This is a genomic window from Streptomyces sp. NPDC020362, from assembly GCF_040642095.1.
Lineage (GTDB): Bacteria > Actinomycetota > Actinomycetes > Streptomycetales > Streptomycetaceae > Streptomyces.
Map to the genome: position 1 here is coordinate 11578 of NZ_JBFAET010000093.1, position 23643 is coordinate 35220.

A 23643-nucleotide genomic window follows, 5' to 3' on the forward strand; every position below is an offset into this window, starting at 1 on the left:
CCTCGAACGGCTAGCAGGCTCCCTGGCGCGGCTCCCGGCCCTCCTCCGCATGCCTGGGCACCGCCACCGTCACCCGCAGCCCCCGCGGCTCGTGGTGCGCATAGGTGATCGAGCCGCCGCCCGCGGTGAGCAGGGCCCGGCTGATGGACAGGCCGAGGCCCGAGCCCTTCACGTTCTGGTGACGGCCGCTGCGCCAGAAGCGGTCGCCCACGCGCGCGAGTTCCTCGTCGGTGAGGCCGGGACCGGTGTCGGTGACCACGACCGTCGAGGTGTCGCCGTTGGAGGTGACGGTCACCTCGACCGTGCCGTCCTCGGGGGTGAACTTCACGGCGTTGTCGATCACCGCGTCCAGCGCGCTGGACAGGGCGATCGGATCGGCCCAGGCGGTGGTGGGCGGGCAGTCGCCGGCCAGCCGGACGCCCTTGGCCGCGGCGGCCGGTGACCAGGCGGCCACCCGGTCCTCGGTCAGCGCGCCGACATCGGTCAGCGCGAGGTCGGCCTGGGCGTGCTCGGCCAGTGCCAGGTCGAGCAGGTCGTCCAGGACCTGCGTGAGGCGTTTGCCCTCGGTGCGGACCGAGGCGATCTCCTCGTTGCCCTCCGGGAGCTCGAGCGCGAGCAGCTCGATGCGCAGCAGCAGCGCCGAGAGCGGATTGCGCAACTGGTGCGAGGCGTCCGCGACGAAGGCGCGCTGCTGCTCCAGCACGTCCTCGACGTTGTCCGCCATCTCGTTGAACGACCGGGCCAGCCTTCGCAGTTCCGGCGGTCCGCCGCCGACGGCGACCCGGGACTTCAGACGCCCGGTGGCGATGTCGTGCGTGGTGGCGTCCAGGATCCGTACCGGCCTGAGCACCCAGCCGGTCAGCCGCAGCGCGGCGCCGACGGCGAGCAGCATGGCGGCGATCTCCCCGGTCCCGATGAGCAGCCAGCCGCGCAGGATCCGTGAACGCATCGGCCCGGTGGGCGAGTCGGTGACCACCACGGCCACGACGTCCCCGTCCCGGATCACCGGGGAGGCGACGATCAGCCGGCTGCGCTGCCAGGGCCACACCTGCCGGGGATCGTGGCTGCGGCGGCTCAGCAGCGCTTCGTCGAACGCCTCCCGGACCTCCCCCGTCGGCGGTACGAACCAGTCGCCGGGGGCGTTGCCCATGGCCGAACCGTTGCGGTAGAAGACGCCCGCCCGGATGCCGTAGACGCCGTAGTAGCTCTGCAGTTCGCGGCTGAGCGTCTCCTGGCGTTCGTCCGGAGCGGTACGGCGGGAGCCGCCGGTCCCGTCGGTGACGAACTGGGCGAGCGCGGCGAACCGCGCGGTGTCGTCGATCCGGTCGACGACGACCTTCTGCTGCTGCGCGGCGGCCACGCTGACGGCGAGCGGGACACCGAGGGCGAGGAGTACGGCCGCCATCAGGACGATGAGCAGCGGCAGGAGCCGTGTGCGCACCCGTCCCCGCTAGGCGGCCGGGGCGACGAGGCGGTAGCCGACGCCGCGTACGGTCTCGATCAGCGCGGGCATGCGCAGTTTGGCGCGCAGGGAGGCGACGTGCACCTCCAGGGTGCGGCCCGTGCCCTCCCAGCTGGTGCGCCACACCTCGCTGATGATCTGTTCGCGCCTGAAGACCACTCCGGGGCGCTGGGCGAGCAGCGCGAGCAGATCGAACTCCTTGCGGGTCAGCTGGACGACCGAACCGGCCACGCTGACCTGCCGGGTGGGCAGCTCGATGCGGACCGCGCCGAGGTGCAGGGCGCTCTCGCCTCCTGGCGCGGGGTCCTCGTGGGCGGTGCGCCGGCTGACGGCGTGGATCCGGGCGAGGAGTTCCCCGGTGTCGTAGGGCTTCACCACGTAGTCGTCGGCGCCCAGGTTGAGGCCGTGGATGCGGGAGCGGACGTCGGAGCGCGCGGTGACCATGATCACCGGAGTGCTGGTGCGCTTGCGGATCTTGCCGCAGACCTCGTAGCCGTCCTGGTCGGGCAGGCCCAGATCGAGCAGGACCACGCCGAATCCGGCGCTCTCCGGGACGAGTGCCTGGAGGGCCTCCTCGCCGCTGCGCGCATGGGTGACGTCGAATCCGTGCCGCGCGAGGACCGCGGACAGGGCGGCGGCGACATGGTTGTCGTCCTCGACGAGCAGCAGCCTCATCCCGGCCCCCTCCGGTTCAGCGGTCGTACGGTCATGGTTCTCGTCCGGCTTGTACGGCGTGTGCACGCGCGCGTGCACCAAGGAAGTCACGCCGATGGACGAGGACGACGTCAAGAGGCTTCCGGTTGCCCGTCGCTTCCGTTACCGGGCCGATATGCACACACGTGGCAAGTGCTACGACACGTGTCCGTTTGCTATCGGATCGTGATGCTCAGATCTCCCTCAGATGTGATGACGCAGGTCACAGGGCCTCATTACTGTCCACCGAAACCGAGGAGGACGGAGCCCGAGAGCGATGACCGAAGTATCGGTGGCCAAGGAAGACGTGGCCGCGACCGACGAACTGGTCGTCCTGAAGAGTGTCAACAAGCACTTCGGCGCGTTGCACGTGCTCCAGGACATCGACCTGACGATCGCCCGCGGCGAGGTCGTCGTGGTCATCGGGCCCTCGGGGTCCGGAAAGTCGACGCTGTGCCGCACCATCAACCGCCTGGAGACGACCGACTCGGGCACCATCACGATCGACGGCAAACCCCTGCCGCACGAGGGCAGGGAACTGGCCCGGCTGCGGGCGGACGTCGGGATGGTCTTCCAGTCCTTCAACCTCTTCGCGCACAAGACCGTGCTCGAGAACGTGATGCTGGGCCAGATCAAGGTCCGCAAGGCGGACAAGAAGCAGGCCGAGGAGAAGGCCCGTGCCCTGCTCGACCGGGTCGGTGTGGGTACCCAGGCCGACAAGTACCCCGCGCAGCTCTCCGGCGGCCAGCAGCAGCGTGTCGCCATCGCTCGGGCGCTGGCGATGGGCCCGAAGGTGATGCTCTTCGACGAGCCGACCTCGGCCCTCGACCCCGAGATGATCAACGAGGTCCTCGAGGTCATGCAGCAGCTCGCCCGCGAGGGCATGACGATGATCGTCGTCACCCACGAGATGGGCTTCGCACGATCGGCTGCAAACCGGGTGGTCTTCATGGCGGACGGCCGGATCGTCGAACAGGCTGCGCCGGAGCAGTTCTTCAGCAATCCGCGCAGCGACCGGGCCAAGGACTTCCTGTCGAAGATCCTCCACCACTGACGCCACCGAGGCGCACGGCCCGCCCGGGCCGCCCGGCCCGCCCGTCCCTCGTGGACCTCGTCTCTTCACCACTCAAAGGAAGTTCACCATGAAGCTCCGCAAGGTCACCGCCGCCTCGGCCGTCGCCCTCGCCCTCGCCGTGTCCGTCACCGCGTGCGGCGGCGGCAAGAAGAACGACGACTCCTCCGGTGGTGGCAAGAAGATCACTGTCGGCATCAAGTTCGACCAGCCGGGCATCGGCCAGAAGACCCCGCAGGGCTACTCGGGCTTCGACGTCGACGTGGCCACCTACGTCGCCAAGAAGCTCGGTTACAGCGCCGACCAGATCGAGTGGAAGGAGTCGAAGAGCGCCGACCGCGAGACCATGCTGCAGCGCGGTGACGTCGACTTCATCGTCGCCTCGTACTCGATCACCCCGGAGCGTCAGCAGAAGGTCGACTTCGCCGGCCCGTACCTGCTGGCCCACCAGGACGTGCTGATCCGCGCCGACGACAACACCATCAAGTCGCCGTCGGACCTGAACAAGAAGAAGCTGTGTTCGGTGACCGGCTCCACGTCGGCGCAGAACGTCCACGACAAGCTGGCCCCCAAGGCGCAGCTCCAGCAGTACCCGACGTACTCGGCCTGCCTGAACGGTCTGCAGAGCAAGGCGATCGACGCCCTGACCACGGACGACTCGATCCTCGCCGGTTACGCCGCCCAGTCCCAGTTCAAGGGCAAGTTCAAGCTCGGCGGCCTCAAGATGACCAACGAGAACTACGGCATCGGCGTCAAGAAGGGCAGCGACCTCAAGGCCAAGATCAACAAGGCCCTCGAGGCGATGGTCTCCGACGGCTCCTGGAAGACGGCCGTGGAGAAGAACTTCGGCCCGGCCGACTACAAGAACGAGCCCGCTCCGAAGATCGGCGACATCAAGAGCTGAGGCAACGCCCTTCCGGTGCGCCGCTCCTGACGGCGGCGCACCGGGGCATCCCTACACGCGGAAGCGCGGGAGATCGTGTTCGACTTTCTTGACAAGTACGACGTGCTGGGCGCCTTCTGGACAACGGTGCAGCTCACGCTGCTGTCCGCCGTGGGCTCCCTGGTCTGGGGCACCTTGCTGGCCGCCATGCGGGTGGGCCCGGTGCCGCTGATGCGCGGTTTCGCCACCGCCTACGTGAACATCGTGCGGAACATCCCGCTCACGGTGATCATCCTGTTCGCCTCGCTCGGTCTGAAGGACACGCTGGGTATCAACCTGGGGTCCGACGTGGTCGAGACGAGCAGCTTCCGGCTGGCCGTGCTCGGTCTGATCGTCTACACGTCGTCCTTCGTCTGCGAGGCGATCCGCGCCGGTATCAACACCGTGCCGGCGGGCCAGGCGGAGGCCGCCCGCGCCATCGGTCTGAGCTTCACTCAGGTGCTCGGGCTGATCGTGCTGCCGCAGGCCTTCCGCGCGGCGGTACTCCCGCTGACCAACGTACTGATCGCGTTGACGAAGAACACGACGGTGGCGGCTGCGATCGGCGTGACGGAAGCGGCACTCCTGATGAAGCAGATGGTGGAGAACGAGGCGCAGCTGCTGCTGATCTCCGCGGTCATCGCCTTCGGGTTCTGCTGTCTGACCCTGCCGACCGGTCTGATCCTCGGCTGGGTGGGCAAGAAGGTGGCGGTGAAGCGATGAGTTCGGTCCTGTACGACGCCCAGGGCCCCCGCGCCAAGCGGCGCAACGTCCTGTACACGGCCCTCTTCCTGGTCGCCCTCGCAGCCGTCGTGTGGTGGGTGTACAAGGCCCTGGACGACAAGGGCCAGCTGGACTGGGTGCTCTGGAAGCCCTTCTTCACCGGCACCGAGGCCTACTCGACCTACATCTGGCCCGGTCTGCAGAACACCCTGAAGGCCGCGGCGCTGGCGATGGTCATCGCGCTGCCGCTGGGTGCGGTGCTCGGCATAGCCCGCCTCTCGGACCACGCGTGGATACGTGTCCCGGTCGGGGCGGTCGTCGAGTTCTTCCGCGCGATCCCGGTGCTGGTCCTGATGATCTTCGGGAACGCCCTGTACGCCGAGTACACCGACGTCAGTTCGGACGACCGTCCGCTCTACGCAGTCGTGACCGGTCTGGTGCTGTACAACGCGTCGGTGCTCGCGGAGATCGTCCGCGCGGGCATCCTCGCCCTGCCGAGGGGCCAGTCCGAGGCGGCCCTGGCGATCGGACTGCGCAAGAGTCAGGTGATGCGGCTCATCCTGCTGCCCCAGTCGGTCACCGCGATGCTCCCGGCGATCGTCAGCCAGCTGGTCGTGGTCGTGAAGGACACCGCGCTCGGCGGCGCGGTCCTCACCTTCCCCGAGCTGCTCTCCTCGGCCAACACGATGGCCGGCTACTACGGCGCCAACATCATCGCCTCCCTCACCGTCGTGGCCGTGATCTACGTGATCATCAACTTCTCGGTGACCTCGTTCGCGAGCTGGCTGGAGGGGCGGCTGCGGCGGCGCAAGAAGTCGACCGGGGCGGTGCTCGGAGCCCAGGACGTGGCGGACATCGCGGGTACGGCGGCGACCGGCGCCGAGGGCGGAATCGGCGGCCTGGACCTCAGCGGAAGCTTCGTCGGCGGCCCCCACGACAACGGCCACGACGGCGGCCGCAAGATCTGACGACCGCTCAAACAGCTTGACCCATCGGGGGCAGTGGCGTGATCGCCACTGCCCCCGGTCACTTGACGCAAACTCTGCCAATGGGTTGCATACGTTCTGTGATCGTGCACCCCGCTTCACCTTGCTGTTCACCCACCGCCGTCAGGACACCGCTGCGAGCAGGGGGCACCGCGTCGTGGATCCGGTGATCGTCGTCGGAGCGGGGCCCGTCGGGCTCACGCTCGCCCTTGCGCTGGCCCGTCAGGACGTGCCCGCCGTCGTCCTCGACGAGGGCCCGGGAAAGGACGACGCACGCCCGGCGCGCACCGTCGTCCTGCGTGAGGACACGGCCGCCCTGCTGGAGCGGCTGACCGAAGTCGCGCTCGACGACCACGGCGTGCGTTGGGCCGGATGGCGGTCCGTGCGGCGCAAGCAGGTGATCAGTGAGGTCACCTTCGGCGAGGGCGACCGCGCCCCGCTGCACATCGCCCAGCACGTCCTCACCGCCGCCCTGCGTGCGGCCATCGCCGACGAGCCGCTCGTCCAGGTCGCCGCGGACAGCCGGCTCGACTCGATCGAGCAGGAGCGTTCCGGCGTCGCCGCGCACACCCGCGGCCCCCAGGGCGTCTGGTGGCGCGGCAGCTATCTGGTCGGCTGCGACGGACCCCGCTCGACCGTGCGCAAACTGCAGGACATCCGCTTCCCGGGCCGTACGGCGGTGGAGCGGCACGCGGTCGCCGCGCTGCGCGTGGACCTTCCGTGGGAGCGCCAGGCGTTGCTCCACCGGATGCCGCCGTGGCGGTCGTCGGGGCCCTCGGCCGGGGAGGTGACCGCCCGCCCTCTCCCGGACGGCGTGTGGCGCCTGGACTGGCTGCTGCCGCCGGGCAAGGACCTGGTGACGCCCGAGCTTGTGGTGGCCCAGGTCCGCGAGACCCTCGCGGGCTGGACGGGCGGTACCACACCGGCGTACGACCTCCTCGACACCGGCGTCCACACGGTGCACCACCGGGTGGCCCGGCGCTGGCGCTCCGGCCGGGTCTTCCTCGCCGGGGACGCGGCCCACCTGCTCGGCGCGCTCGGTACCCAGGGGCTCGACGAGGGCCTCCAGGACGCCGGCAACCTGGCCTGGAAGCTGGCCCCGGCCTGGCACCACGGGCACCACGAGGCCCTGCTCGACAGCTACCAGACCGAGCGGCGCGCGGTGGTCGCCGCCCGGCTGCGCGCCGCCGACCAGGTGCTGCCGGTGCTGCGCGGTGGAGGCGGGCTGCGCCACATCGTCCCCGGCGCGGCCCGGGGCCACGACGCACTGCTCGCCGACGGCCACCTGGGGCGCGGCCCGGTCGGCGCACAGGGGACGTACGCCGACTCGCCGCTCGCGCCCCGGCAGCTGGAGGGCGAGATCGCGGTCGACACCTCACCCGGCGCGTCGGTCAACGATGTGCGGGTCACCGCGGAGGACGGTTCCTTCGTACAGCTGCGCGACCGGCTGGGCCGCGGCGCGCTGCTGGTCGTGCTGATCGCGCCGGGCACGGGCGTGTGGGACCGCAAGCACTGGATGTCCGCCGGGGTCATGCCCCGGCTCGCGGCCGCCGTGACCGCGCTGCCGCATCCGGCCGAGCTGCTGGTGGCCGAGGAGTATCCGGGTGCGCCGGCGCACAGCGTGCTGCTCGTGCGCCCCGACGGCCATCTGGTCACCGCGCTGAACGGGGTACGCCCGGCCGATCTGTATGCGGCGGCGGAGGCGACGCTGGGCAGCGCCGCGCAGGAGCAGGAGAGAGCCGTACAGGAGAACGCCAGACAGGAGAAGGTCGTACAGGAGGAGAAGAAGGAGGAGGCGGAGGCCGGCTCCGGCGCCCGCTGACCGTGACGCCGCTCACCCTCTGTCCATATGGTGACAGTGAGTTGACCGGAGTGCAGCAGCATGCTGTACTCCGGATCGTGACCGACACCTGTGTGCGCCTGTGGCGGAGGGTCCATATGGACCTCGTCCGCTATGCGGGCTGCGTGTGTCGCCCGTCCTGCTGAATTCGCTCCCCGTTTTTCTCCGGACGCCGTCGTGCGTCCGTTCGGCGAATCCTCTTGAGGACGGTGTACGTGTCTGCCTCCCCCCCTTCCGTCTCCCCCACTACGCCCCCCGCCGCGCGCGCGGCGGGCCCGGTGCCGACCCAGGCCGACCTTCTCGACTTCGTACGGCGCACGGCCGCCGACACCCGGCTGATCGCCTCGCTCCCGCTCGACCCGCAGGGCCGCACCTGGGTGCGGCTGGAGGGCCCCGGCGGCAGCGAGGCCTGGCTGATCGGCTGGCCGCCCGGCACCGGAACCGGCTGGCACGACCATGCCGACTCGGTCGGCGCCTTCCTCACCGCGTCGGGCGAACTCGCGGAGTACTCGCTGGCCGCCCGGCTGCCCACCGACGGCTGGAAGACCCTCGAACTCAGCGAAGGGGTGGACCGCAAGCGCCGGCTCGCCGCCGGGCAGGGCCGTTCCTTCAGCCACCACCATGTGCACGAGGTGCTCAACGAGTCGCCCGACCGGCACGCGATCTCGGTGCACGCCTACTACCCGCCGCTGCCGCGGATCCGTCGCTACAGCCGCACGGGCCAGGTGCTGCGCCTGGAGCAGGTCGAGCGTCCGGAGGACTGGCAGTGAGCGGCGGTACGACCAAGCGGCCGGTCGGCATCGACGACCTGCTGGAGCGGGTCCGCGCGGGCTACCGGCGCATCGAGGCGCGGGAGGCGCACGAGGCGGCGCGGACCGGCGAGGCCCTGCTGGTGGACATCCGGTACGCGGCGCTGCGCGAGCGGGACGGGCTGATCCCCGGCGCCCTCGTCATCGAGCGCAACGAACTGGAGTGGCGTCTCGACCCCCGGGGCAGCCACCGCGTCCCCGAGGCCACCGGCCACGATCTGCGCGTCGTCGTCATCTGCAACGAGGGCTACGCCTCCAGCCTCGCGGCCGCCTCCCTCCACCAACTGGGCCTGCACCGCGCAACGGACCTGGTGGGCGGCTTCCAGGCGTGGCACAAGGAGGGCCTGCCGGTGGAGCCGACGCAGGCCTGAGAAACCGGCGGATGCCGCCAAGTGGCGTCGGTCCCCGGCCGGTTCACCGAACCGAGAACCCGGGTGGCATGTGGCCGCCGACCGGGCCGTCACCCCCGCCGGGAGCCCGGCTGTCAGAGTCCCTCGCCCTCCAGGAACTCCGTGTCCTCGCCCTCGTCCTCCAGGGCCTGGCGGACGACGCGGAGAGCCATGGACTCGGGGTAGCCCTTGCGGGCGAGCATGCCGGCGAGGCGCCGGAGCCGCTTGTCGCGATCGAGGCCCCGCGTGGCGCGCAGCTTGCGGGCGACCAGGTCGCAGGCGGTCGCCTCCTCCTGCTCGGAGTCGAGCCGGCCCACGGCCTCGTCGATCAGCGCCGAGTCGACGCCCTTGGTACGCAGCTCCCTGGCGAGTGCTCGACGGGCGAGCCCCCGGCCGTGGTGCCGGGACTCCACCCAGGCGTCCGCGAACGCACTGTCGTCGATGAGCCCGACCTCCTCGAACCGCGACAGCACCTCCTCGGCCACGTCCTCGGGGACCTCCCGCTTGCGCAGGGCGTCCGCAAGCTGCTTACGCGTGCGCGGGGTCCCGGTGAGCAGGCGCAGACAGATCGCCCGCGCCTGCTCAGCCGGGTCCCCTGAAGACTCCCCCCGCTCGGCCCTCGACGAGGAAGGGGCGCCTTCGTCCTCACCGGGCGGCTCCCCGAAGCCGCCCCGCCGGCGGCCACGTCCGCGCCGGCGCCCGTCCCGCGGTCCCCCGGAGCCACGGCCGGACGAGCCACCCCCGTGGGGCTCGCCGCCCGGGCGCACACCGCCGTCCACGGACCCGCCGTCCCCGTACCGCCCGTACTCGGTGCAGCCGTCGCTGCCGTACTCGTCGTCACCGGCCATGGCGGAGCCCGTGTCGCCTCCGGTGCCCCTCCCCCGTGGAGCGCCGGGGGTGGCGTACTCGTACTCGGCCCAGTCGGTTCGTCGTGTCACGGGTCAGCTCTTGGCTGCGGCGGCCTTGGGCTTGGTGGCCTTGGCGGCCGCCGGGGCGGATCCCGTCTTGGCGTCGTCGGCCGCGGTGGTGACCGCCGCGTCCGCGCCCGGCTCGGCGGCGGGCTCCTCCGGCCGGACACCCACGCCCAGCTTCTCCTTGATCTTCTTCTCGATCTCGTTGGCCAGGTCGGGGTTGTCCTTGAGGAAGTTGCGCGCGTTCTCCTTGCCCTGGCCGAGTTGGTCGCCCTCGTACGTGTACCAGGCGCCGGCCTTGCGGACGAAGCCGTGCTCCACGCCCATGTCGATCAGACCGCCCTCGCGGCTGATGCCCTGGCCGTAGAGGATGTCGAACTCGGCCTGCTTGAAGGGCGGGGCGACCTTGTTCTTGACGACCTTGCAGCGGGTGCGGTTGCCGACCGCCTCCGTGCCGTCCTTCAGGGTCTCGATGCGGCGGATGTCGATACGCACCGAGGCGTAGAACTTCAGGGCCCGGCCACCGGTCGTGGTCTCGGGGGAGCCGAACATCACGCCGATCTTCTCGCGGAGCTGGTTGATGAAGATCGCGGTGGTCTTGGACTGGTTGAGCGCGCTGGTGATCTTGCGCAGGGCCTGGCTCATCAGCCGGGCCTGCAGACCCACGTGGCTGTCGCCCATCTCGCCCTCGATCTCCGCGCGCGGCACGAGCGCGGCGACGGAGTCGATGACGATGAGGTCGAGCGCACCGGAGCGGACCAGCATGTCCACGATCTCCAGCGCCTGCTCGCCGTTGTCCGGCTGGGAGAGGATCAGGTTGTCGATGTCGACGCCGAGCTTGCGCGCGTACTCCGGGTCGAGTGCGTGCTCCGCGTCCACGAAGGCGACCTGGCCGCCGGCCTTCTGCGCGTTCGCCACCGCGTGCAGGGTCAGGGTCGTCTTACCGGACGATTCCGGGCCGTAGATCTCCACGACACGGCCGCGCGGCAGGCCACCGACACCGAGGGCGACGTCGAGCGCGGTCGACCCGGTCGGGATGACCTCGATGGGCTCCCTGGACCGCTCGCCCATGCGCATGACCGCGCCCTTGCCGAATTGCCGTTCAATCTGTGCGAGCGCGGCGTCGAGCGCCTTCTCGCGGTCGGTTCCTGCCATGGGTTCCACCCGGTTTGCTTGAGTCGATCGCTTCACGTCAAAGACGCTAACGCCTGCCACTGACAATGCGCCCCGACGTCGGCCCGGCCTGTGGACAACTAGGGGACATCGCCACCCGAACCGTGTCGAAATCCCCGTCGTGAGCCTCGCCCGCGGCTCCATGAGAATGGATGTTCGATTTTCGTGTCAAGCGCACCTCGCGGTGTCCGGACCCCTTCTTCCCCCGGCTCCCAGCTCCCGACTCCCGGCCTCCGGCCCGGCTCCGCCGGTCCGTGCGGGGGGGGACCACTCCCTGCATCGCTCCCTGCGCCGTCGCACGGCGGGTGACTTCAGCCGGACGACGACTCCTCCGTACCGGGCCTGCGTACCGCCATCCGTCGTATGCGTGTGAGCAGCCCGGCGGAGCCCGGCCCCCGGGTGCGGTGGCCGTGCACCCGGGGATCGTCCGTGACGGCGTACCGCTTCACGTACGCCCCAAGGAACGCCTGCAGGGTGGCGACCGCCGGGATGGCGATCAGCGCGCCGACCGCGCCCAGCAGCGCGGTGCCCGCTATCACCGAGCCGAAGGCGACGGCCGGGTGGATGTCGACGGACTTCGCGGTCAGCTTCGGCTGCAGCATGTAGTTCTCGAACTGCTGGTAGACCACGACGAAGACCAGCACCCACACCGCGTACCAGGGGTTCACGGTGAACGCGATCAGCATCGGCAGCGCACCCGCCAGGTAGGTGCCGATGGTCGGGATGAACTGCGAGACGAGGCCCACCCAGACGCCGAGCACGGGCGCGTACGGCACGCCCAGGGCCTGGAGCAGGATGTAGTGCGCCATCCCGGAGATGAGCGCCATCAAACCGCGCGAGTAGAGGTAGCCGCCCGTCTTGTCGACGGCGATCTCCCAGGCGCGCAGCACCTCGGCCTGACGGGCGGGCGGCAGCACGGAGCACAGGGCACGGCGCAGCCGGGGGCCGTCGGCGGCGAAGTAGAACGAGAACAGCGAGACCGTCAGCAGCTGGAAGAGACCGCCGAGCACCTGCGCGGACACGTCGAGCACTCCGGCTGCGCTGGTCTGCGCGTACTTGCGCAGCCAGTCGGAGTGCAGCAGGCCCTCCTGGACGTCCACGCGCCTGAGGTCCGTGCGGAACGTCTGGTTGACCCAGTGGATGACCGAGTCCAGGTACTGCGGGAAGCCCTCGACCATCTTGATGATCTGGCCGGCCAGCATCGAGCCGAGCAGCGTGACGAAGCCGGCGACGGCGATCGTCAGCCCCATGAAGACCAGGAAGGTGGCGAGTCCCCTGCGCATGCCGCGGGCGGCCATCCAGCTCACGGCGGGCTCGATGGCGAGAGCCAGGAAGAACGCGATCAACATGTTGATCAGCAGTCCGGTCAGCTGGTGGAAGGCCCAGCTGCCCAGCTGGAACGCGGCGACGAGCGACAGTGCGAGCACCATGGCGCGCGGCAGCCAGCGGGGCATGCGCGCGGCGGCGCCGTCGGCCGAGGGACGGTCGGACGGCGTCGTAACGGTCGGGGTCGCTGCGTGCCGGGCGGCCGGCTCGATGTCGTCAGTGGGTGCCACGGGCCCAGTGTCGCCCACGCCGCCGACAGCCCGGTGGCCGCCCGGGGTCTTCGCGACCTGTCAGCGGTTCTCCCCCGGCACGTCCATGACCGAGCAGACCACCCGCCACACGTCCCTGGCCGCCCAGCCGGCGTCCAGCGCCTCGTTGACCGTGCGCCCTCCGAGCTCCGTCATCACATGATCGCGCGCGAAGGTGTCGGCGTACCCCGTACCGAAGTGTTCCGCCATCCGCTGCCAGAAGACCGTCAACCGCATGCCTCCAGTATCCCGCCCTCGGGGGTGGGGCCTGCCCGGGGCCGCTTGCCGAGACCGCTTTCCGTCCTACGGTCTGTCGCATGTCCGAAACAGGAGCTTCCCCGCTCCCCTCCACGCCCCCGGCGCGCTCCCCGCTCTTCCGCGCCGAACAGTTCGTCTGGCTCACCGCGCGCGTGCTGGAGCAGCGGCTCTTCGCGCACCACTTCCTGAACGGCGCCGCGGATCCGGTGGAGGTGGCGCTGGACGCCTACCGCAACGAGGACGGCGGGTACGGCCACGCGCTGGAGCCCGATCTGCGCGGTCCCGTGAGCCAGCCCCTGCACACCGCTCACGCACTGCGCGTCCTGGACGCCGTCGGGCGCTGCGGCGGCCAGCGCGTGGAGCGGGTGTGCCGCTATCTGACCTCCGTCTCCACCGCGGACGGCGCCCTGCCGGCGATCCATCCCAGCCAGCGCGGGTACCCGGTGGCGCCGTTCGTGCCGATCGTGGACGACCCTCCCAGCGAACTGCTCGCCACCGGGCCGGTGGTCGGCCTGCTGCACCGTAACGAGGTGTGGCACGCCTGGCTGTTCCGGGCCACCGACTTCTGCTGGCAGGCGGTGGAGTCCCTGGAGAAGTCGCACCCCTACGAGGTGGAGGCCGCCGTGGCCTTCCTGGACTCCGCGCCCGACCGCACACGCGCGCAGGCCGCCGCCGACCGCCTCGGCCGCCTGGTGCGCGAGCAGCGGCTCGCCGCGCTGGAGCCGGACCGCCTCGACACCTACCCGGTCGCGGCCGGCTACGCCCCGGGAGAGCACCACTTCCCGCACGACTTCGCGAAGGACCCGCAGTCGCTCGCGCGCGCGTGGTTCACGGACGAGGAGATGGCGCGTTCTCTGGACTTCCTCGTGGCCGAGCAGCAGGACGACGGTGGCTGGCCCGTCCGCTGGCGCCGCTGGGCGCCGGCTCCCGCGCTGGAGGCGCGCCCCGTCGTGACGATCGAGGCGCTGCGCACCCTCAGGGCGTACGGCCGCTTCGTGGGCTGATCGGGTCCGCCTCACCCGCCGATCGGGTCCGTCCCACCCGCATCGAGTCCTGCTCACCCGCCGATCGCCCGCACGCCCGCCGTCACCACCACGGCCGCGGCGACGACGAGCAGGAAGGGGGCGCGCAGCACCAGCGCCACGGCGGCCGCGCCGAGCCCGGCGGACCGGGCGTCCAGCACGAGCGCGTGCCCGTCGGCGAACGTCTGCTGGGCCGTGAGTGCGGCCAGGAGGGCGACGGGCAGCAGGGCGGCGAGCCGCCGGACGAGGGGCCGTTCCACGGCGCTCGCCGGCACGAGCAGCCCGGCGAGCTTGACGGCGTAGCAGCCGAGAGCGGTCGCGCCGATCGCGATCCAGGTGTTCATCGGTCCTCCTCCGGCCGGTCCGGTGCCGCCTTGCGGGTGCGGCCGCTGCGCCGTCCCTCGGCGAACAGCGCGGCCGGCGCCGCCAGCGCCGCCACCAGGACCGGTACGCCGGCCGGCAGGACGGGCAGCAGGCCGAGGCCCAGCAGGACCGCGAGGCCGGCGACCGCCCGTTCGGTGACCGTCTTCAGCATCGGGGCGAGCAGGGCCAGGAAGACGGCGGGCCCGGCCGCGTCCAGGCCCCATGCGTCGGTGTCCCCGACGGCCTTCGCGCCGAGTGCGCCGAGCAGCGTGGTGAGGTTCCACAGCAGGTACAGGGTGAGCCCGGTGACGGTGAAGCCGATCCGCGCGGCACGCCGGGTCGGCTGGGCCAGGGTCACCGCCGTGGTCTCGTCGATCACCCACTGCGCGGCGAACGGCCGCACCGCGCGCGGGAGGGCCAGCAGCTGCGACAGCCGCAGCCCGTAGAAGGCGTTGCGCACGCCCAGGAAGAAGGCGCCGGCGGCGGCCGTGAACGGGTTGCCGCCGGCGGCCAGCGCGCCCACGAGGGCGAACTGCGAGGCGCCGGTGAACACCAGGAGGCTGAGCGCGCAGGTCTGCAGGAGCCCGAGTCCACTGCCGGCCGAGGTCACCCCGAACGCGAACCCGGACAGTCCTACGGCGACGCCGACGCCCAGGGCGTCCCGTACGACGGCGGCGTCGGGCTTTTCCGTGCCGTCGGCGGCCCGGTCGGCGAGTGTTATGTCGTGTGCCACGTCCCGGACGGTACGGGCGGTTGTCGGCCCGGGTCTTGTACGTTCTTGCGCTCGCGCTGGTAGGCGCCCGGAGGCACGCCGACGATCCGGGTGAAGTGCCGGTTGAGGTGGGGCTGGTCGGTGAAGCCGACGGCGACGGCCGCCTCGGCGGGTGCCGTCCCCGCGTCCAGCAGCAGCCGCGCGCGGCGGACCCGGGCATCGGTCAGCCAGGTGTGCGGCGGCATGCCGTAGGCGTCGCGGAACGCGCGCAGCAGGGCGAACGGGCTGGTCCCGAGGTCGGTGGCGAGACGCTCCAGGGTCGGCGGCGCGGCCATCCGCTCCTCGAGCACGGCACGCGCGCGTGCGGCGGTCCGCGCTCCGGCCGACCTCGTGGACCGCTGCGGCAGCGGCCCGCCGTTCAGCCGCAGCAGCCTGGTCACGGCCACGCGCAGCAGGGTGTCGGCGGCGAGCGCGTTGCCCTCGTCGGCGGCACGCAGCACCTGGTGGACCAGGCGGACGGTGTACGGGTCGTCGAGGACGGGGCTGACGAAACCGGGCGTACCGCGGAGCGTGGTGGTCTCGGCCGCGATCCGCGCCACCACCTCGGGCGACGGATAGACCGCGCCGTAGCGCCAGCCCTCGGGCACGCCGGCCCGGCCCGTGTGCGGGGTGTCCGGATTGACCAGCGCGAGAGCCCCGGCACCGGCGGACACGTCGGAGCCGCCGTGGTGGAAGACCTCGACGCCGTCGGCGATGGCCGCGATCACGAAGTTCTCGTGGGTGTGCCGGACGAAGGTCTTGCGGATGTACCGGGCACGCAGCAGGTCGACACCGGGCAGCTCCTCGTACCGCCAGTGCCGCGCCCGCTCCCCCGAACCCGTCATACGCCCATTGTCCGTCCCGCCCGCGCTCCGCCCCGCGCCGGCCTGTCTCCCGCTGTTGTGCCAGGTCAGCACGATTGTCAGTGGCCGGGTGCAGGATGGGAGGCATGGTCAGCTCCGCACACCGAGCCCTCGACGGCTTCTCGCCCGCGACCCGCGGCTGGTTCACGGGGGCGTTCTCCGCGCCCACCGCGGCCCAGGCGGGTGCGTGGCGGGCCATCGGGGAGGGTTCGGACGTGCTGGTGGTCGCCCCCACCGGCTCGGGCAAGACGCTGGCCGCGTTCCTCGCCGCCCTGGACCAGCTGGCCTCCTCCCCTCCTCCGGCCGACCCGAAGAAGCGCTGCCGGGTGCTGTACGTGTCTCCGCTCAAGGCCCTCGCGGTCGACGTCGAGCGGAACCTGCGCAGCCCGCTGACCGGTATCCGCCAGGAGTCCGTGCGCCTGGGCCTGCCCGAGCCCGAGGTCAGGGTGGGTATCCGTTCCGGTGACACCCCGGCCGCCGAGCGGCGCGCCCTGTCCACCCGGCCGCCGGACATCCTGATCACCACCCCCGAGTCGCTGTTCCTGATGCTGACCTCGGCCACCCGCGACGCGCTGACGGGCGTGGAGACGGTGATCCTGGACGAGGTGCACGCGGTCGCGGGCACCAAGCGGGGGGCGCATCTCGCGCTGTCCCTGGAGCGGCTGGACGAGCTGCTGCCGAGGCCGGCCCGCAGGATCGGCCTGTCGGCGACCGTGCGCCCGGTGGACGAGGTGGCCCGGTATCTCTCGCCGCGCCGGAAGGTGGAGATCGTCCAGCCGGAATCCGGCAAGGAGTTCGACCTGTCCGTCGTCGTGCCGGTCGAGGACATGGGCGAGCTGGGCGGCTCCCCGGCGGCCGACGGCGACGCGGGGGCGGAGCGGCCGTCGATCTGGCCGCATGTGGAGGAGCGGATCGCCGACCTGGTCCAGGCCCATCGCTCCACGATCGTGTTCGCCAACTCGCGGCGTCTTGCGGAGCGGCTGTGCAACCGGCTCAACGAGATCGCCTACGAGCGGGCGACCGGCGAGCCTCTGGAGGAGCATCACGCCCCTGCCGAGCTGATGGGCGGCTCGGGGGCGGCGCAGGGCGCGCCTCCGGTGATCGCCCGCGCGCACCACGGCTCGGTCTCCAAGGAGCAGCGCGCCCTCGTGGAGGAGGACCTGAAGGCGGGCCGGCTGCCCGCCGTGGTCGCCACCTCCAGCCTGGAGCTGGGCATCGACATGGGTGCCGTCGACCTCGTCGTGCAGGTCGAGTCCCCGCCCTCGGTGGCCTCCGGACTCCAGCGCGTGGGCCGCGCGGGACACCAGGTGGGCGCCGTCTCCACCGGCGTGGTCTTCCCCAAGTACCGGGGCGACCTGGTCCAGGCGGCCGTGGTCACCGAGCGGATGCGCACCGGTGCCATCGAGTCCCTCAGGGTCCCCGCGAACCCGCTGGACGTGCTCGCCCAGCAGCTCGTCGCCATGACCGCACTGGACACCTGGCAGTTCGACGACCTGCTCGCCGCGGTCCGCCGTGCGGCACCCTTCGCCTCGCTGCCCGAGTCGGCGTTCACGGCGACCCTGGACATGCTCGCGGGCCGCTATCCGTCGGACGCGTTCGCCGAGTTGCGCCCGCGCGTGGTGTGGGACCGCGTGGCGGGCACGGTCACCGGCCGCCCGGGCGCCCAGCGCCTCGCCGTCACCTCCGGCGGCACGATCCCCGACCGGGGCCTGTTCGGGGTCTTCCTCGCCGGTTCCGACCCCAAGAAGGGCGGCGGCCGGGTAGGCGAGCTGGACGAGGAGATGGTGTACGAGTCCCGGGTGGGGGACGTCTTCACGCTGGGCACGAGTTCCTGGCGCATCGAGGACATCACCCGCGACCGTGTGCTGGTCTCCCCCGCGCCGGGTGTGCCGGGCCGGCTGCCGTTCTGGAAGGGCGACCAGCTGGGCCGCCCGCTCGAACTGGGGCGCGCGGTGGGCGCGTTCCTGCGCGAGGTCGGCGCGCTGCCCAGGGACGACGCCCGGCTGAGGCTGCTCGCGGCCGGCCTGGACGCGTGGGCCGCGGACAACGTGCTGTCCTACCTGGACGAGCAGCGCGAGGCGTGCGGCCATGTCCCGGACGACCGCACGATCGTGGTCGAGCGCTTCCGCGACGAGCTGGGCGACTGGCGGGTCGTCGTCCACTCCCCCTTCGGCGCCCAGGTCCACGCCCCCTGGGCGCTCGCGCTGGGCGCCCGCCTCTCCGAGCGGTACGGCATGGACGCGCAGGTGATGCACGCCGACGACGGCATCGTGCTGCGTCTGCCCGACGCCGACCTGCTGGGCCTGGACCTGCTCGACCAGGCCCCCATGAAGGCCGGCACCGAGTACGACAGCGAGCAGGCGCCGGTCGGTGCGGCGGACGTCGCCTTCGACAAGGGCGAGGTCGACCGGACGGTCACCGACCAGGTAGGCAGCTCGGCCCTGTTCGCCTCCCGGTTCCGCGAATGCGCCGCCCGCGCGCTGCTGCTGCCGCGCCGCAACCCCGGCAAGCGCACCCCCTTGTGGCAGCAGCGCCAGCGCGCGGCCCAACTGCTGCAGGTGGCGAGCGAGTTCGGCTCGTTCCCGATCGTCCTGGAGGCGGTCCGCGAGTGCCTCCAGGACGTCTTCGACGTCCCCGGGCTCGTGGAGCTGATGGGAGACATCGAGTCCCGCAAGGTCCGCCTCGTCGAGGTCACCACGCCGGAGCCGTCCCCGTTCGCCCGCTCCCTCCTGTTCGGGTACGTCGCCCAGTTCCTGTACGAGGGCGACTCCCCGCTCGCCGAGCGCCGGGCCGCCGCGCTGTCCCTGGACTCCCGGCTGCTGGCCGAGCTGCTGGGCCAGGCGGAGCTGCGCGAGCTGCTCGACGCGGAGGTGCTCGCCGAGCTGGAGCGCGAGCTGCAGTGGCTGACGGAGGACCGCCGGGTCAAGGACGTGGAGGGCGTCGCGGACGTGCTGCGCCTGCTCGGCCCGCTGACCGACGCCGAGCTGGCCGGGCGGGGCGCGGAACCGCGGTGGGCGCGGGAGCTGGCCGCCGCCCGCCGGGCCATCAGGGTCCGGATCGCGGGCCAGGACCACTGGGCGGCCGTCGAGGACGCGGGCCGGCTGCGCGACGCGCTCGGCACGGCGCTGCCGGTCGGCGTGCCCGAGGCCTTCACCGAGCCGGTCAAGGACCCGCTCGGCGACCTCCTCGCCCGCTACGCCCGCACCCACGGCCCCTTCACGTCGGTCACCGCCGCGGCACGCTTCGGTCTGGGCGTGGCGGTCACCGAGGGCGCCCTGCACCGGCTCGCCGCGGGCGGCCGGGTCGTACAGGGCGAGTTCCATCCGGCGGGCATCGGCCAGGAGTGGTGCGACGCGGCCGTGCTGCGCCGGCTGCGCCGCCGTTCGCTTGCAGCCCTGCGGCACGAAGTGGAGCCCGTGCCGCCGGCTGCTCTCGCCCAGTTCCTGCCGCAGTGGCAGCACATCGGCAAGGGCCACGGACTGCGCGGCCTCGACGGACTGGTGCGCGCCGTCGAGCAGTTGCAGGGGGCCTCCGTACCCGCCTCCGCGCTGGAGAAGCTGGTCCTGCCCTCCCGCGTCACCGACTACACGCCGGCGATGCTCGACGAACTGACCGCAGCGGGCGAGGTGGTGTGGGCCGGAGCGGGTGCCCTGCCCGGCAAGGACGGCTGGGTCTCCCTCTACCTGGCGGACGCGGCCCCGCTGCTGCTGCCGACACCGCATCCCCTGGAACCGACCGCGCTGCACGAGTCCGTCCTGTCCGCGCTCTCCGGCGGCTACGGCCTGTTCTTCCGGCAGATCGCCGACCAGGTCCGCGCCACCACGCACCCCGACGTCACCGATCCCCAACTGGCCGACGCCCTGTGGGACCTGGCGTGGTCGGGACGGCTCACCAACGACACGCTCGCCCCGATGCGCTCCCTGCTGGGCTCGGGCCGCACGGCGGGCTCGACGGCCCACCGCGCCAAGCGCGCCGTCCCGCGCGGGCGCTACGGCTCGCTGACCGCCGCCGCCCGCACCGCCTCCCGGACCGGTCCGCCGACGGTGGCTGGCCGCTGGTCGCTGCTTCCCGCGCCCGAACCGGACGCGACCGTGCGCGCCCACGGCCGGGCTCGCACCCTCCTCGACCGGCACGGCGTGGTCACGCGGGGAGCGGTCGCCGCTGAGGGCGTGGAGGGCGGCTTCTCGGCGGTGTACCGCGTGCTGTCCGCCTTCGAGGACAGCGGTCAGGCCAGGCGCGGCTATGTGGTCGAGGGCCTGGGCGCCGCCCAGTTCGCGATGGACGGGGCCGTCGATCGCCTCCGTGCGGTGTCCAACGCCCGTGAACGCGGCGCGGACCTTCCCGCCCCGGGTCTCCCGGACGCCTTCGGCAGCGGGGGCGCAGACCCCTCGCTCTTCCTCGACGGCGGCCACACCACCCCGAACGGCTTCGACCCGGTGGAGGGCGCGTTCGCCCACCCGGGCCTGGACGACGACTTCATCTGGCCGCCGGCGGGCCCCGGCGACTGCGGCCGGCCGTCGAAGGAGCGTCCCGGCACCCGGGGCGACTACGTCTCGCCCCGCGACCTGGCTCCGGCCGACGGCCCCTTCGCCTCCCCCGGCTACGGCGGGCCCCGGGGCGGGGGCTCCGCCGCCCCCTACGGCTCGTCGGCGTACCGCGGCTTCGGCGACCGGCGTACGGGCCCTTCGGCCCCCGACCCCCGGGCCGTGGTCCTGGCCGCGGCCGACCCTGCCAACGCCTACGGAGCGGCCCTGCCCTGGCCCGAGCCGCCGACGGGGGCCGGACACAAGCCGGGCCGCAAGGCGGGTTCTCTCGTCGTGCTGGTGGAGGGCGAGCTGACGCTCTACATGGAGCGCGGCGGCAAGACGCTGCTGGCCTGGCCCTCGGCGCCGGACGCCGCCGCCACCGACGATCCACGTCTGCGGACGGCGGCCGAGGCCCTGGCCGCGGCCGCCCGTGCGGGCTCCCTGGGCACGGTCACGGTGGAGCGGGTCAACGGCGCCCAGGCTCTGACCTCTCCGCTGGGCACTCTTCTGGAGGGAGCGGGCTTCATCGCGACCCCCCGTGGCCTGCGCCTGAGAGCCTGATCAGGGCCCGCCGGGCCCCACCCCACCGTGGCACCCTGGACGCATGCCCGAAGGTGACACGGTCTGGCAGGCCGCGCGGCGGCTGCACGAGGCCCTCGCGGGAAAGGTGCTGACCCGCAGCGACTTCCGGGTGCCGAAATACGCGACGGTCGACCTCACCGGCCGTACGGTCCTGAGCACCACCCCGCGCGGAAAACATCTGCTCACCCGTTTCGAGGGCGGCCTGACCCTCCACACCCACCTGCGCATGGAGGGCGCCTGGAAGGTGTACGGCACGCAGGAGCGCTGGCGGGGCGGACCGGCGCACCAGATCCGTGCGATCCTCGGCACCGCGGACCGCACGGCCGTCGGCTACCGCCTCCAGGTGCTGGAGTTCCTGCGCACCGGTGAGGAGGAGCGCGTCGTCGGGCACCTCGGCCCCGACCTGCTCGGGCCGGACTGGGACCCCGAGCGTGCCCTGGAGAACCTCCTCGCGGACCCCGCCCGCCCGCTCGGCGAGGCCCTGCTGGACCAGCGCAATCTGGCCGGCATCGGCAACATCTACAAGAGCGAGCTGTGTTTCCTGCTGGGCGTGACTCCCTGGCTGCCGGTCGGGGCCCTGCCCGCGGACCGCGCCGCCCGGCTGCCCGCCCTCGCCAAGAGGCTGCTGGAGGCCAACCGCGACCGCCCGGTGCGCCAGACCACGGGCGTGCACCGCCAGGACCTCTTCGTGTACGGCCGCGCACCCCGGCCCTGCTTGCGCTGCCGCACCTCGGTCCGGGTGGCCGACCAGGGCGACGGTTCCCAGGAGCGCCCCACCTACTGGTGCCCGGCCTGCCAGACGGGCCCGGCGCCGACGCCGGGAGCACCGCAGCAGCGGCGCACCCGCCGCCCCCGTCCAGCTAATTGACGGACCGTCAGATCCGCTCGTACCGTCCCTGTATGCCCCTCACGGCGTACGACCTCACCGGACGCACCGCATTCGTCACCGGAGCCGCCGGCGGCATCGGCAGGGCCTCGGCCGTGCTGCTGGCCGAGGCGGGCGCGACGGTGCACTGCGCCGACCGGGACGCGGACGGACTGCACGGCACCGCCAAGCTGATCGAGGACCGCGGCGGCACCGCCCGCACCCACGTCCTCGATGTCACCGACCGGACCGGACTCGGCGCGGCCGTGCGCTCCTGCGAGCACCTGGACGTGCTGGCGGCGATCGCCGGGATCATGCACAGCAGCCCGGTCCTGGAAACCCGGGACGAGGACCTCGACCGGGTACTGGACGTCAACTTCAAGGGCGTGCTGTACGCCTGTCAGGAGGCGGCCCGGACGATGCTCGCCCACGGCACCCGCGGCAGCATCGTGACCATGGCGTCCGGCGCGGTCGACACCGGCGGCCCCGGGCTGCTCTGCTACGGCGCGGCGAAGGCGGCCGTGGTGCAGCTGACGAAGACGCTGGCCTCCGAGGTCGGCCGGCACGGCATCCGGGTCAACGCGGTCGCGCCTGGCTGGGTCCGCACCCCCATGACCGACCGCCACGACCGGGAGGCACAGGCACACACCGAGTCCCGGATGGCCCGGATGTCACCACTGGGCCGGGTCGGCGAGCCGGAGGACGTCGCGCACGCGGTGCTCTATCTGGCGTCGGACGCGTCGGCGTTCACGACGGGTCAGATCCTGCGCCCGAACGGGGGTGTGGCGATGCCCTGGTAGCGTCGCCGGCCTGCCAGGCGGCCGACCACCTCCCCGCCTCCACGGCCCCCTCCGCCCGCCCCTTGGGCACACAGTGCACCGGCAGCAGACTCAGCCCCCACCCGCCGACCGCGACGGCCCCTTCGAGCACGCCCGCGCCGTCCGCGAACGCCAGCCGCAGCACGGCCCACCACCACACCACACCGAATCCGAGCGCAGCCCCCCAGCGCACCACCCGCCTCACCATGGCCGCCACCTCCAGCCGGACGCTAGAACGCCATGCGCCCCGCGCGAAAGGCGCACCGAGGGCTCACAGATGCAACGCCGGACCGCACGAGCCCGTACGGCACTAGTGGACAAGGCCGAAGGCCGACGGCAGGGCCCGGGGGACGGCAGCCCCCGGACGGAAAGCCCGGCCCCGGGCGCCGAACCGACACCGGACACCCGTCCTCCGGCCGCCTCCCTTACGCGTTCTCCGCCTGGAACATCCAGTGATGCTTTTCGAGGTCCGCCGTGATCCCGATGAAGATGTCCTGCGAGACGGGGTCCGCCTCGCCGGTCGCGTTCACCCGCTCCCGCATCCCGGTGATCACCGCACCGAGGGCGCCCACCATCGCCCGGACCGCGTCCGTGTCCTTGATCCAGCCCGCCGGGGTGTTCCCGATTCCGCTGCCGGAGGCCACCGTGGCCGCGCGCCCGTCGGGCGGGACCCCCAGCGCCGACGCCCGCTCGGCGACCGTGTCGGAGTGGGTGCGCGCGGAGGCGACGACCTCGTCGAGCTGGAGGTGGATGGAGCGGAAGCGAGGTCCGACGACGTTCCAGTGGATCTGCTTGGCCACCAGCGAGAGGTCCACCAGGTCCAGGAGGGCGCCCTGCAGCGCCTCGGACACGATCTTGAGGTCGCCGTCGGACAACGGGCTCTTCACGACGTACATCCGCTTCCTCCGATGGGTCGGTGCCATCACGTCCCTCCCACGATGACCTCACCGCCGAATACCGGCAAATGGACGCAAAAGAGACAGAAATCACATGCGGATCACGCAGTCGGGCCATACGAAAGCCCCGGCCGGGCTTCCCCAG

22 protein-coding genes and 1 pseudogene are annotated in these 23643 nt (G+C 72.2%); 12 read left to right on the forward strand and 11 right to left on the reverse strand.

Annotated features, from left to right (window positions below):
- Window positions 1-10: 10 nt before the first annotated feature.
- Window positions 11-1441, reverse strand: coding sequence for a HAMP domain-containing sensor histidine kinase (locus AB0H32_RS27945; protein WP_361125572.1), 1431 nt, complete (start codon window positions 1439-1441; stop codon window positions 11-13).
- Between the two features lie 9 nt (window positions 1442-1450).
- Window positions 1451-2137 carry a response regulator transcription factor gene (locus AB0H32_RS27950; protein ID WP_361125620.1) on the reverse strand — a complete coding sequence of 229 codons (687 nt, stop codon included), beginning with the start codon at window positions 2135-2137 and terminating at the stop codon, window positions 1451-1453.
- 295 nt (window positions 2138-2432) lie between these two features.
- Between AB0H32_RS27950 and AB0H32_RS27955 the strand changes: the two genes are divergently transcribed.
- The 8 genes from AB0H32_RS27955 (at window position 2433) to AB0H32_RS27990 (ending at window position 8878) form a co-directional block, all read left to right on the forward strand.
- Window positions 2433-3209: an amino acid ABC transporter ATP-binding protein gene (locus AB0H32_RS27955; RefSeq protein ID WP_361125575.1), complete on the forward strand. Its 777-nt coding sequence runs from the start codon at window positions 2433-2435 to the stop codon at window positions 3207-3209.
- Window positions 3210-3297: 88 nt separating this feature from the next.
- On the forward strand, window positions 3298-4131 hold the full coding sequence (locus AB0H32_RS27960) for a glutamate ABC transporter substrate-binding protein (protein ID WP_361125578.1): 834 nt from the start codon (window positions 3298-3300) through the stop codon (window positions 4129-4131).
- A 75-nt stretch (window positions 4132-4206) separates the two neighbouring features.
- Window positions 4207-4872: an amino acid ABC transporter permease gene (locus AB0H32_RS27965; protein ID WP_361125581.1), complete on the forward strand. Its 666-nt coding sequence runs from the start codon at window positions 4207-4209 to the stop codon at window positions 4870-4872.
- The gene (locus tag AB0H32_RS27970; RefSeq protein WP_361125584.1) at window positions 4869-5840 is read left to right on the forward strand and encodes an amino acid ABC transporter permease; all 972 of its coding nucleotides are present in this window, start codon (window positions 4869-4871) and stop codon (window positions 5838-5840) included. The genes AB0H32_RS27965 and AB0H32_RS27970 overlap by 4 nt, the downstream gene beginning before the upstream one ends.
- Window positions 5841-6015: 175 nt before the next feature.
- Window positions 6016-7680, forward strand: a complete 1665-nt coding sequence (locus AB0H32_RS27975) for an FAD-dependent monooxygenase (protein ID WP_361125623.1) — start codon at window positions 6016-6018, stop codon at window positions 7678-7680.
- Window positions 7681-7772: 92 nt separating this feature from the next.
- Window positions 7773-7844 carry a putative leader peptide gene (locus AB0H32_RS27980; RefSeq protein ID WP_309544753.1) on the forward strand — a complete coding sequence of 24 codons (72 nt, stop codon included), beginning with the start codon at window positions 7773-7775 and terminating at the stop codon, window positions 7842-7844.
- Window positions 7845-7913: 69 nt separating this feature from the next.
- Window positions 7914-8468 (forward strand): cysteine dioxygenase, encoded by a 555-nt coding sequence (locus AB0H32_RS27985; RefSeq protein ID WP_361125587.1) that lies wholly within the window; start codon window positions 7914-7916, stop codon window positions 8466-8468.
- The gene (locus AB0H32_RS27990; RefSeq protein ID WP_361125589.1) at window positions 8465-8878 is read left to right on the forward strand and encodes a rhodanese-like domain-containing protein; all 414 of its coding nucleotides are present in this window, start codon (window positions 8465-8467) and stop codon (window positions 8876-8878) included. The genes AB0H32_RS27985 and AB0H32_RS27990 overlap by 4 nt, the downstream gene beginning before the upstream one ends.
- Window positions 8879-8991: 113 nt before the next feature.
- Here the strand turns inward: AB0H32_RS27990 and recX are convergent, their stop codons facing one another.
- From recX to AB0H32_RS28010, 4 genes are all read right to left on the reverse strand, one after another.
- A complete protein-coding gene (gene recX, locus AB0H32_RS27995; RefSeq protein WP_361125592.1) occupies window positions 8992-9834 on the reverse strand; it encodes a recombination regulator RecX in 843 nt (280 codons plus the stop codon).
- 3 nt (window positions 9835-9837) lie between these two features.
- Window positions 9838-10962 (reverse strand): recombinase RecA, encoded by a 1125-nt coding sequence (gene recA, locus AB0H32_RS28000; RefSeq protein ID WP_361125594.1) that lies wholly within the window; start codon window positions 10960-10962, stop codon window positions 9838-9840.
- 329 nt (window positions 10963-11291) lie between these two features.
- Window positions 11292-12536 (reverse strand): AI-2E family transporter, encoded by a 1245-nt coding sequence (locus AB0H32_RS28005; RefSeq protein WP_361125597.1) that lies wholly within the window; start codon window positions 12534-12536, stop codon window positions 11292-11294.
- Between the two features lie 60 nt (window positions 12537-12596).
- Window positions 12597-12791 (reverse strand): DUF3046 domain-containing protein, encoded by a 195-nt coding sequence (locus AB0H32_RS28010; protein WP_361125600.1) that lies wholly within the window; start codon window positions 12789-12791, stop codon window positions 12597-12599.
- A gap of 80 nt (window positions 12792-12871) precedes the next feature.
- Here AB0H32_RS28010 and AB0H32_RS28015 point away from each other — a divergent pair, with 80 nt between their 5' ends.
- Window positions 12872-13816 (forward strand): hypothetical protein, encoded by a 945-nt coding sequence (locus tag AB0H32_RS28015; protein ID WP_361125603.1) that lies wholly within the window; start codon window positions 12872-12874, stop codon window positions 13814-13816.
- A gap of 53 nt (window positions 13817-13869) precedes the next feature.
- Here AB0H32_RS28015 and AB0H32_RS28020 read toward each other — a convergent pair whose 3' ends face one another.
- From AB0H32_RS28020 to AB0H32_RS28030, 3 genes and pseudogenes are all read right to left on the reverse strand, one after another.
- The gene (locus AB0H32_RS28020; RefSeq protein WP_361125606.1) at window positions 13870-14178 is read right to left on the reverse strand and encodes an AzlD domain-containing protein; all 309 of its coding nucleotides are present in this window, start codon (window positions 14176-14178) and stop codon (window positions 13870-13872) included.
- On the reverse strand, window positions 14175-14852 hold the full coding sequence (locus tag AB0H32_RS28025) for an AzlC family ABC transporter permease (RefSeq protein ID WP_361125627.1): 678 nt from the start codon (window positions 14850-14852) through the stop codon (window positions 14175-14177). The genes AB0H32_RS28020 and AB0H32_RS28025 overlap by 4 nt, the downstream gene beginning before the upstream one ends.
- Window positions 14831-15793 (reverse strand): annotated as a pseudogene (locus AB0H32_RS28030) (AraC family transcriptional regulator). The gene AB0H32_RS28025 and the pseudogene AB0H32_RS28030 overlap by 22 nt, the downstream one beginning before the upstream one ends.
- Window positions 15794-15897: 104 nt before the next feature.
- On the opposite strand from AB0H32_RS28030, the gene AB0H32_RS28035 reads away from it, so the two are divergent.
- Genes AB0H32_RS28035 through AB0H32_RS28045 form a run of 3 tightly spaced genes read left to right on the forward strand, consistent with a single transcriptional unit; the run spans window position 15898 to window position 22584 of the window.
- Window positions 15898-20898: an ATP-dependent helicase gene (locus AB0H32_RS28035; RefSeq protein ID WP_361125609.1), complete on the forward strand. Its 5001-nt coding sequence runs from the start codon at window positions 15898-15900 to the stop codon at window positions 20896-20898.
- Window positions 20899-20941: 43 nt separating this feature from the next.
- Entirely contained in the window at window positions 20942-21787 is an 846-nt protein-coding gene (locus AB0H32_RS28040) for a DNA-formamidopyrimidine glycosylase family protein (RefSeq protein WP_361125612.1), read from the forward strand.
- A 32-nt stretch (window positions 21788-21819) separates the two neighbouring features.
- Window positions 21820-22584: an SDR family NAD(P)-dependent oxidoreductase gene (locus AB0H32_RS28045; protein ID WP_361125615.1), complete on the forward strand. Its 765-nt coding sequence runs from the start codon at window positions 21820-21822 to the stop codon at window positions 22582-22584.
- Here AB0H32_RS28045 and AB0H32_RS28050 read toward each other — a convergent pair.
- Window positions 22532-22810: a hypothetical protein gene (locus AB0H32_RS28050; RefSeq protein WP_361125617.1), complete on the reverse strand. Its 279-nt coding sequence runs from the start codon at window positions 22808-22810 to the stop codon at window positions 22532-22534. The genes AB0H32_RS28045 and AB0H32_RS28050 overlap by 53 nt on opposite strands.
- A gap of 217 nt (window positions 22811-23027) precedes the next feature.
- Entirely contained in the window at window positions 23028-23498 is a 471-nt protein-coding gene (locus tag AB0H32_RS28055) for a DNA starvation/stationary phase protection protein (protein WP_361125630.1), read from the reverse strand.
- Between the last annotated feature and the right edge of the window lie 145 nt (window positions 23499-23643).

Coding starts and splice junctions, on each gene's coding strand:
- AB0H32_RS28050 (WP_361125617.1), bottom strand. CDS start 22,810: ATGGTGAGGCGGGTGGTGCGCTGGGGGGCTGCGCTCGGATTCGGTGTG.
- AB0H32_RS27950 (WP_361125620.1), bottom strand. CDS start 2,137: ATGAGGCTGCTGCTCGTCGAGGACGACAACCATGTCGCCGCCGCCCTG.
- AB0H32_RS28020 (WP_361125606.1), bottom strand. CDS start 14,178: ATGAACACCTGGATCGCGATCGGCGCGACCGCTCTCGGCTGCTACGCC.
- AB0H32_RS28035 (WP_361125609.1), top strand. CDS start 15,898: ATGGTCAGCTCCGCACACCGAGCCCTCGACGGCTTCTCGCCCGCGACC.
- AB0H32_RS27960 (WP_361125578.1), top strand. CDS start 3,298: ATGAAGCTCCGCAAGGTCACCGCCGCCTCGGCCGTCGCCCTCGCCCTC.
- AB0H32_RS28045 (WP_361125615.1), top strand. CDS start 21,820: ATGCCCCTCACGGCGTACGACCTCACCGGACGCACCGCATTCGTCACC.
- AB0H32_RS28040 (WP_361125612.1), top strand. CDS start 20,942: ATGCCCGAAGGTGACACGGTCTGGCAGGCCGCGCGGCGGCTGCACGAG.
- recA (WP_361125594.1), bottom strand. CDS start 10,962: ATGGCAGGAACCGACCGCGAGAAGGCGCTCGACGCCGCGCTCGCACAG.
- AB0H32_RS28055 (WP_361125630.1), bottom strand. CDS start 23,498: ATGTACGTCGTGAAGAGCCCGTTGTCCGACGGCGACCTCAAGATCGTG.
- AB0H32_RS28010 (WP_361125600.1), bottom strand. CDS start 12,791: ATGCGGTTGACGGTCTTCTGGCAGCGGATGGCGGAACACTTCGGTACG.
- AB0H32_RS27955 (WP_361125575.1), top strand. CDS start 2,433: ATGACCGAAGTATCGGTGGCCAAGGAAGACGTGGCCGCGACCGACGAA.
- AB0H32_RS27970 (WP_361125584.1), top strand. CDS start 4,869: ATGAGTTCGGTCCTGTACGACGCCCAGGGCCCCCGCGCCAAGCGGCGC.
- AB0H32_RS28015 (WP_361125603.1), top strand. CDS start 12,872: ATGTCCGAAACAGGAGCTTCCCCGCTCCCCTCCACGCCCCCGGCGCGC.